Below are 6,320 nucleotides of genomic sequence, written 5' to 3'. Positions count from 1 at the left end.
GACGAGGCCCGCGTCGGCGCAGGCGCGGGCGAAGCCGGGGTTCTCGGCGAGGAAGCCGTAACCGGGGTGGACGGCCTGGGCGCCGGGTACGGGCGGGCCCCCGCCTCCACGCTGCCGTCCACCAGCACCAGCCCGGCGGTCCGCTCGGGGTGCAGCCGGGCGAAGGCCTCGACGTGGAAGCCCGCGAGCGAGTGGCCGACCACGGTGCAGGGCTCGCGCAGCCCGAGGCCGTCCAGCACCGCCCGGATGCGCCCGGCCTCGCCGGCCGCCGTCGGCGCGGGCCGCCCGGTGGCGGGCTCGGCGGCGCTCAGCCCGTAACCGGGCCGGTCGAAGCGGACCACGGTGCGGAAGGGCGTGAGGAAGGGGACGACCAGGTCCCAGTCGAACCAGCTGCTGCCGAGGCCGCCGGAGAGCAGGCAGACCGGGCCGCTGCCCTCGGCGCGGACGTGCAGCGGGACGCCGTCGACGCGCAGGAAGCGCGCCGGGCCGCCGGTCGCCGTTCCGGGGGTGCTCATGTCGGCCTCCGTTCCCGCGGTGACTCGGCCTGCCGCGCCCCGGTGCCCTCGTCCGGCCCGCCCAGCCCGTATGGCGGGTTCGGCGGCTTCGGCGGGTTCGCTCGGGCCGATCGGTCGGATCCGGCAGAGCGGGCGACGCCCAGGGCCAGCAGGCCCAGCCAGAGCGCGACCAGCAGCACCTGCAGCCGCTGCCCGGCCCCGAGCGCCCAGGTGCCGCGCCCGGCCTGGAAGGCGGCGATCGCGGCCAGGCTCCAGCCGGTGGCGAGCAGTTCGGCGCCCAGCAGCCAGGGCCCGAACCGGCGCACCGGCGCCCACCAGCGGTAACGCCGGGCCGCCACGGTGAGCGAGACCAGCGCGGCGAGCGCCCCGGCCATCGCGAGGCTGCTGGTGACGGCGTGCGCGGTGTGGGTGGCGGGGACGAGCCCGGCGGTCTCCCGGGCCGCGCACATCTCGTCGCTGGTGGGGGCGCAGCTGAGCGGCAGCCGGGAGTCGACGGCGGTCGCGGCGCCGAACAGGGCCAGCGCGGACCAGCCGGCCAGCGCCCAGCGGTGCCGCCGGGAGGCCCCGACCCGCCCGGTGGCGAGGGCGGTGCCGGCGGCGGCGAGCAGGCAGAGCCCGGCGGCCAGGTCGGTGGCCCGGAACAGGCCGCCGAGCGGCTGGTCCTCGGCGGCGAGTTCGCTGATGTACGCCTGCACCGGGTCGAGTCCGGTGCTCAGCACGACCTCCAGCACCCAGGCGGTGTACGCCACGGCGCTGAGCAGCAGCAGGGCGGCGACCGTCGCCCGCGCGGCGCGGTGCCCCGGTCGGTCGCGCCGCGACCGACCGCGCCCCGGGCCGCCGGGTCGCGGCCCGCGGGGGCCCGGCGGACCGGGTCGTGCTCGGGGGTGTCCTGGCTGGGGGCTGGGCACCGTTCCACCCTAACCAGCGGCGAACTCCACCCCAACCGGAAGGAAAGGGGCGGATCGGACGGCCGCGACGCCGGTGGTCGGAGGCACCCCTCGGAAGCGTGTATTGTTTTCCAGGTCAGCAGGCGCCGCTAGCTCAGTTGGTTAGAGCAGCTGACTCTTAATCAGCGGGTCCGGGGTTCGAGTCCCTGGCGGCGCACAGACAGTTGGGGAGCCTCTCGCAGCAGCGAGGGGCTCCCCGATTTTTTGGCCTCCGACGTCCGATTTGCGTGTGATGTCGGTCTCGATTGGCGATCCGCCGGAGCCATCCGGCCCGTTCTGCTCGTCCAGGGCAGTAAAACCGGAATCGGGACAAAGGTCCCCAACCGCCGATGTCCCCGTCCGTGCAGGCTGCTTCGACGCGCCCGCAGGAAAGGCCGCGCTTTGTCCAGAAACGCCCAGAGCGGCCGCCGCTCGCCGTCGCTCGGTCTCCGCCCGGTCAAGCGGTTCAAGCGCTCCACCGGCCCGGCCGGCGGCGCCGGCACGTCCGGCGGATCCGGCGGATCCGGCGGCAAGAAGTCGCGCCGCCCCAAGCGCACCGGCTGGCGCCGACTGATACCCACCTGGCGGATGACCCTGCTCGGCTTCGGATCGGCGCTGCTGCTCGGCATCGGCCTGTTCGCGCTCGGGATCGCCCTGGTGAAGGTGCCGGACGCGCACGCCGCCGCGACCGCCCAGAGCAACACCTGGCTCTACTCGGACGGTTCGGTGCTCACCCGCACCGGCCAGACCAACCGGCAGAACGTCACCCTGGACAAGGTCTCCCCGGCCGCCCAGCACGCCGCGCTGGCCGCCGAGGACCGGAACTTCTACAACGAGGGCGCGGTCAACGTCCAGGGCCTGGCCCGGGCCGCGATCAACACCGCCAAGGGCCAGGGCACCCAGGGCGGCTCCACCATCACCCAGCAGTACGTGAAGAACACGTACCTGAACCAGAAGCAGTCGATCACCCGCAAGGTGAAGGAACTGTTCATCGCCATCAAGGTGGACGCCACGGAGAGCAAGGACGAGATCCTCTCCGGCTACCTGAACACCTCCTACTACGGACGCGGCGCGTACGGCATCCAGGCCGCCGCCCAGGCGTACTTCGGCGTCGACGCGTCCGCCCTCAACGCCGCCCAGGGCGCCTACCTGGCCACCCTGCTGAACGCGCCGAGCGCCTACGACGTGGCCACCGCCACCGCGGCGGGCAAGCAGAACGCCGTCAACCGCTGGAACTACGTGCTCGACGGCATGGTCAAGGAGGGCTGGCTCGACGCGGACGAGCGGGCGAGGACCGCCTTCCCGGAGGTCCGGGACCCGCAGCCCAACCCCGGCCTGTCCGGCCAGGCCGGCTACCTGGTCGACGCGGCCACCCAGTACCTCACCTCCACCGGGGTGATCAGCGAGACCGAGCTGGCCAAGGGCGGCTACACGGTCAAGCTCAGCATCGACCCGGCCCGCCAGCAGGCCCTCCAGGACTCCGTCCAGGCCCAGCTGCACGACACCCTGAACCCGGACAAGCGGAAGAAGGACGCGGCCGCCCAGGCCGGCGCCGCCTCGGTGGACCCGAAGACCGGCGCGATCGTCGCCCTGTACGGCGGCGTCGACTACGTGAAGCACTACGTCGACAACGCCACCCGGCGCGACTACCAGGCCGGCTCGACCTTCAAGGCGATCGCACTGGCCGCCGCCTTCGAGAACGACGCCAAGACCCAGGACGGCCGCACCGTCACCTCGCGCACGGTCTACGACGGCACCAGCGGCCGGAAGGTCCGCGGCGGCAAGGGCACCCCGTACGCCCCACCGAACGAGGGCGACAAGAGCTACGGCCAGATCACCCTCCAACAGGCCACCGACTGGTCGGTCAACTCGGCGTTCGCCCAGCTCGCGCAGGACACCGGGCTCCAGAAGGTCAAGGACACCGCCATCGCGCTGGGCCTGCCCGGCAACACCCCGGGCCTCGACCCGGTGCCGTCCATCCCGCTGGGCGCGGCCACCCCGAGCGTGCTCGACATGGCGGGCGTGTACGCCACGCTGGACAACGGCGGCAAGCAGATCACGCCGTGGCTGGTGCAGTCGGTGGATCGCGAGGGCGAGAACGTCGCGCTGCCCGCGCACAAGACCACCCAGGCGATCAGCGAGGAGACCGCCGACGAGGTCACCTCGATGCTCCAGGGCGTGGTGAGCGACCCGGGCGGCACCGGCTGGCGGGCGAAGGCGCTGGGCCGCCCGGTGGCGGGCAAGACCGGCACCACCGACGACCAGAAGTCGGTCTGGTTCGTGGGCTACACCCCCGAGCTGGTCACCTCGGTCGCCCTGTTCGGCCAGGACCCGGGCACCGGCGCCCAGGTCAGCCTGAGCGGCGTCGGCGGCATCGACGGCGCGGCGGGCGGCCAGTACCCGGCCCAGATCTGGACCGGCTACATGAAGGCCGCGCTCAAGGGCCAGCCGGTCGCCGACTTCCCGACCCCGGCCGGCGGCGACTCCTCGGGTGCCACCGACCTGCCGACCGCCCCGAGCACGCCGAGCGGCACCCCGTCGACGGGTGCCCCCACCGGCGCGCCGAGCACCGGCCCCACCGCGACGCCGGGCGACGGCTCCGGCTCGACCCCGTCGGGCGGCACCGACGGCGGCGCGACCACCGCGCCGACGGCCCCGCCGACCACGCAGCCGACCACCCAGCCCACCAGGCCGCCGCGGCCCACCCCGAAGCCGACGCCGACCACCGAGCCGACCACGGCCCCGACCACGCAGCCGACCGGCCAGCCCACGGGCGGGACGGACGCGCTCGCGGGGGCGGGCGCCTCGTCCGGCTCCGGGGGCTGACGGGTCCGGGCTGTTCCAGGGGGGACGGCGTTGCAGGGTGAGTGCGCCATTCCGCACAGGTACGGGCAGGACCGAATGACGGAATGGCGCCTTACCCGATCATTCGTATGACTGTCACAATGCGGCGGTGCACAGATCAACGGCCTCTCCCACGCGCCCTTCGGGCCGAACCCTCGGACTCGGCCTGGCGCTGGTCTCCGCCGTCGCCTTCGGCGGCTCCGGCACCGCGGCCAAACCGCTGATAGAGGCCGGGCTCTCCCCGCTGCACGTGGTGTGGCTCCGGGTCACCGGGGCGGCGGTGGGGCTCCTCCCGGTGGCCTACCGGCACCGGCACGCCGTCCTGCGCCGCCCCGGCCTGCTGCTCGGCTTCGGCCTGCTCGCCGTGGCGGGCGTCCAGGCCTGCTACTTCGCGGCGATCTCCCGCATCCCGGTCGGCGTCGCCCTGCTCATCGAGTACCTCGGGCCGCCACTGCTGATCGGCTACGTGAAGTTCGTCCAGCGCAAGCCGATCACCCGCGGCGCGGCCGTCGGCGCCGGCGTCGCGGTGGCCGGGCTGGCCTGCGTGGTCGAGGTCTGGAACGGCCTGAGCTTCGATGCGCTGGGCGTGCTGTTCGCCCTCGGCGCGGCCGTCTGCCAGGTCGGCTACTTCGTGCTCGCCGACGCCGGCCGGCACGGCGACCGCCCGGTCGACCCGCTCGCCGTCAGCGCGTTCGGGCTGCTCGTCGGCGCGGTGCTGCTCACCGCCCTCACCCGGCCGTGGCAGGCCGACTGGAGCCGGCTCGGCGGGTCGGTGGTGATGAACGGGCACACCCTGCCCGCGTTCCTCCCGGCCGCGTGGATGGTGCTGATCGCGACCGTGCTCGCCTACCTGACCGGCGTGATCTCGGTCGGCTACCTCTCGCCGCCGGTCGCCGGGGTGGTCGCCAACCTGGAGGCCGTGGTCGCCACCGTGACGGCCTGGGTGCTGCTCGGCGAGCACCTCGGGCTGCCGCAGATCGCGGGCGGCCTGCTGGTGCTGGCCGGCGCCTTCGCGGCGCAGGCCAGCAAGCCGGCGGAGGCGGGTTCAGGTTCGGGCGCCTCGGACTCGGGTGGGGGCGCTTCGGGCGCGAATTCGGGTTCGGGGGCCGAGGGGCCTGGGGCCGCCGACCGGGTGGCCGCCGAGCCCGGGGTCAGCGGCCGGTCCAGCCGAACCAGTCGAGGTGATTGAGCGGCCAGACGACGGCCGACACCGGGCCGACCACGTTGTCCACCGGCACGGCGCCGCCACCCGGGCCGTGCTGGTGGTAGCGGGAGTCCGCGGAGTCGCTGCGGTGGTCGCCCTCGACCCAGACGTAGCCCGAGGGCACCTTCACCGGCCCGAAGTCCAGCCCCGCGCAGGAGTCGTCCCCGGGGTGCAGGTACGGCTCGTCGACCTTCCGCCCGTCGACGGTCAGCGTGGTGCCCTCGCACTGCACGGTCTGGCCGCCGGTCGCGATGACCCGCTTGACCAGGTAGTTGTCGTCCTTCGGCGGCACCAGGCCGACGAAGCTGAGCGCCGAGCTCACGGCGTTGGTGACCGGGTTCGGGTCGGTGGGCTGCGGCGGCAGCCAGCCCCCCGGGTCCTTGAACACCACGGGCTGCCCCGGCTCCGGCTCCCAGCCGGTCAGCGGCGCCAGCTTGTTCACGCCGACCCGGTCGCCGATCCGCAGGGTGTTCTCCATCGAGCCGGACGGGATGGTGAACACCTGGAACAAGCAGGTCTTGATCAGCAGCGCGACCACCAGGCCGACCGCCGCCATCACCGGCAGCTCGATCCACCACGGCCGGGGACGCCGGCCCGGGCGGCGGGCCTTGCGACCGCGCGAACCGCGCGCCCGGCGACGGGCCTCGGCGCGGCCGCCGGACACCCCGTGGGCGTTCGACGCGGAGCCGCTGGGGGCTCCGGCCCCGCTGGGCGTTTCGGGCAGGTTCACCGCCATCGTCGCTGCTCCACCTCTCCGGCTGGGGAAATCTGCACGCTACGCCAACCGTGGAGCCTGACGAAATCGGTCATTTAGCCGCCCCCGACATCGAC

The 6,320-nt window shown here is 74.1% G+C and carries 4 protein-coding genes, 1 tRNA gene and 2 pseudogenes; 3 read left to right on the top strand and 4 right to left on the bottom strand.

Annotated features, from left to right (window positions below):
- From ABZW03_RS10975 to ABZW03_RS10965, 3 genes and pseudogenes are all read right to left on the bottom strand, one after another.
- Window positions 1–48: pseudogene (locus ABZW03_RS10975) on the bottom strand (hypothetical protein); the annotation flags it as partial.
- Window positions 49–104: 56 nt separating this feature from the next.
- Window positions 105–515, bottom strand: a pseudogene (locus tag ABZW03_RS10970) (alpha/beta hydrolase); the annotation flags it as partial.
- Complete coding sequence (locus tag ABZW03_RS10965; RefSeq protein ID WP_355254858.1) at window positions 512–1,282, bottom strand: DUF998 domain-containing protein; 771 nt, start codon at window positions 1,280–1,282, stop codon at window positions 512–514. The pseudogene ABZW03_RS10970 and the gene ABZW03_RS10965, both read right to left, overlap by 4 nt.
- 263 nt (window positions 1,283–1,545) lie before the next feature.
- On the opposite strand from ABZW03_RS10965, the gene ABZW03_RS10960 reads away from it, so the two are divergent.
- From ABZW03_RS10960 to ABZW03_RS10950, 3 genes are all read left to right on the top strand, one after another.
- Window positions 1,546–1,619: transfer RNA gene (locus ABZW03_RS10960), tRNA-Lys, on the top strand.
- A gap of 224 nt (window positions 1,620–1,843) precedes the next feature.
- The gene (locus ABZW03_RS10955) at window positions 1,844–4,267 is read left to right on the top strand and encodes a transglycosylase domain-containing protein (RefSeq protein WP_355254850.1); all 2,424 of its coding nucleotides are present in this window, start codon (window positions 1,844–1,846) and stop codon (window positions 4,265–4,267) included.
- A 127-nt stretch (window positions 4,268–4,394) separates the two neighbouring features.
- Complete coding sequence (locus tag ABZW03_RS10950; protein WP_355254848.1) at window positions 4,395–5,474, top strand: EamA family transporter; 1,080 nt, start codon at window positions 4,395–4,397, stop codon at window positions 5,472–5,474.
- Here the strand turns inward: ABZW03_RS10950 and lepB are convergent.
- Window positions 5,437–6,225 carry a signal peptidase I gene (gene lepB / locus ABZW03_RS10945; protein ID WP_355254846.1) on the bottom strand — a complete coding sequence of 263 codons (789 nt, stop codon included), beginning with the start codon at window positions 6,223–6,225 and terminating at the stop codon, window positions 5,437–5,439. The two genes, ABZW03_RS10950 and lepB, sit on opposite strands and share 38 nt — an antisense overlap.
- Between the last annotated feature and the right edge of the window lie 95 nt (window positions 6,226–6,320).

The organism is Kitasatospora sp. NPDC004799, assembly GCF_040609095.1.
Classification (GTDB): Bacteria; Actinomycetota; Actinomycetes; order Streptomycetales; family Streptomycetaceae; genus Kitasatospora.
Note: the sequence above shows the minus strand (reverse complement) of the source record. Positions and strands in the feature narration are given on the sequence as shown.

Bases quoted from the DNA above. Each gene is read 5' to 3' on its own strand.
- lepB (WP_355254846.1), bottom strand. From the start codon at position 6,225: ATGGCGGTGAACCTGCCCGAAACGCCCAGCGGGGCCGGAGCCCCCAGC.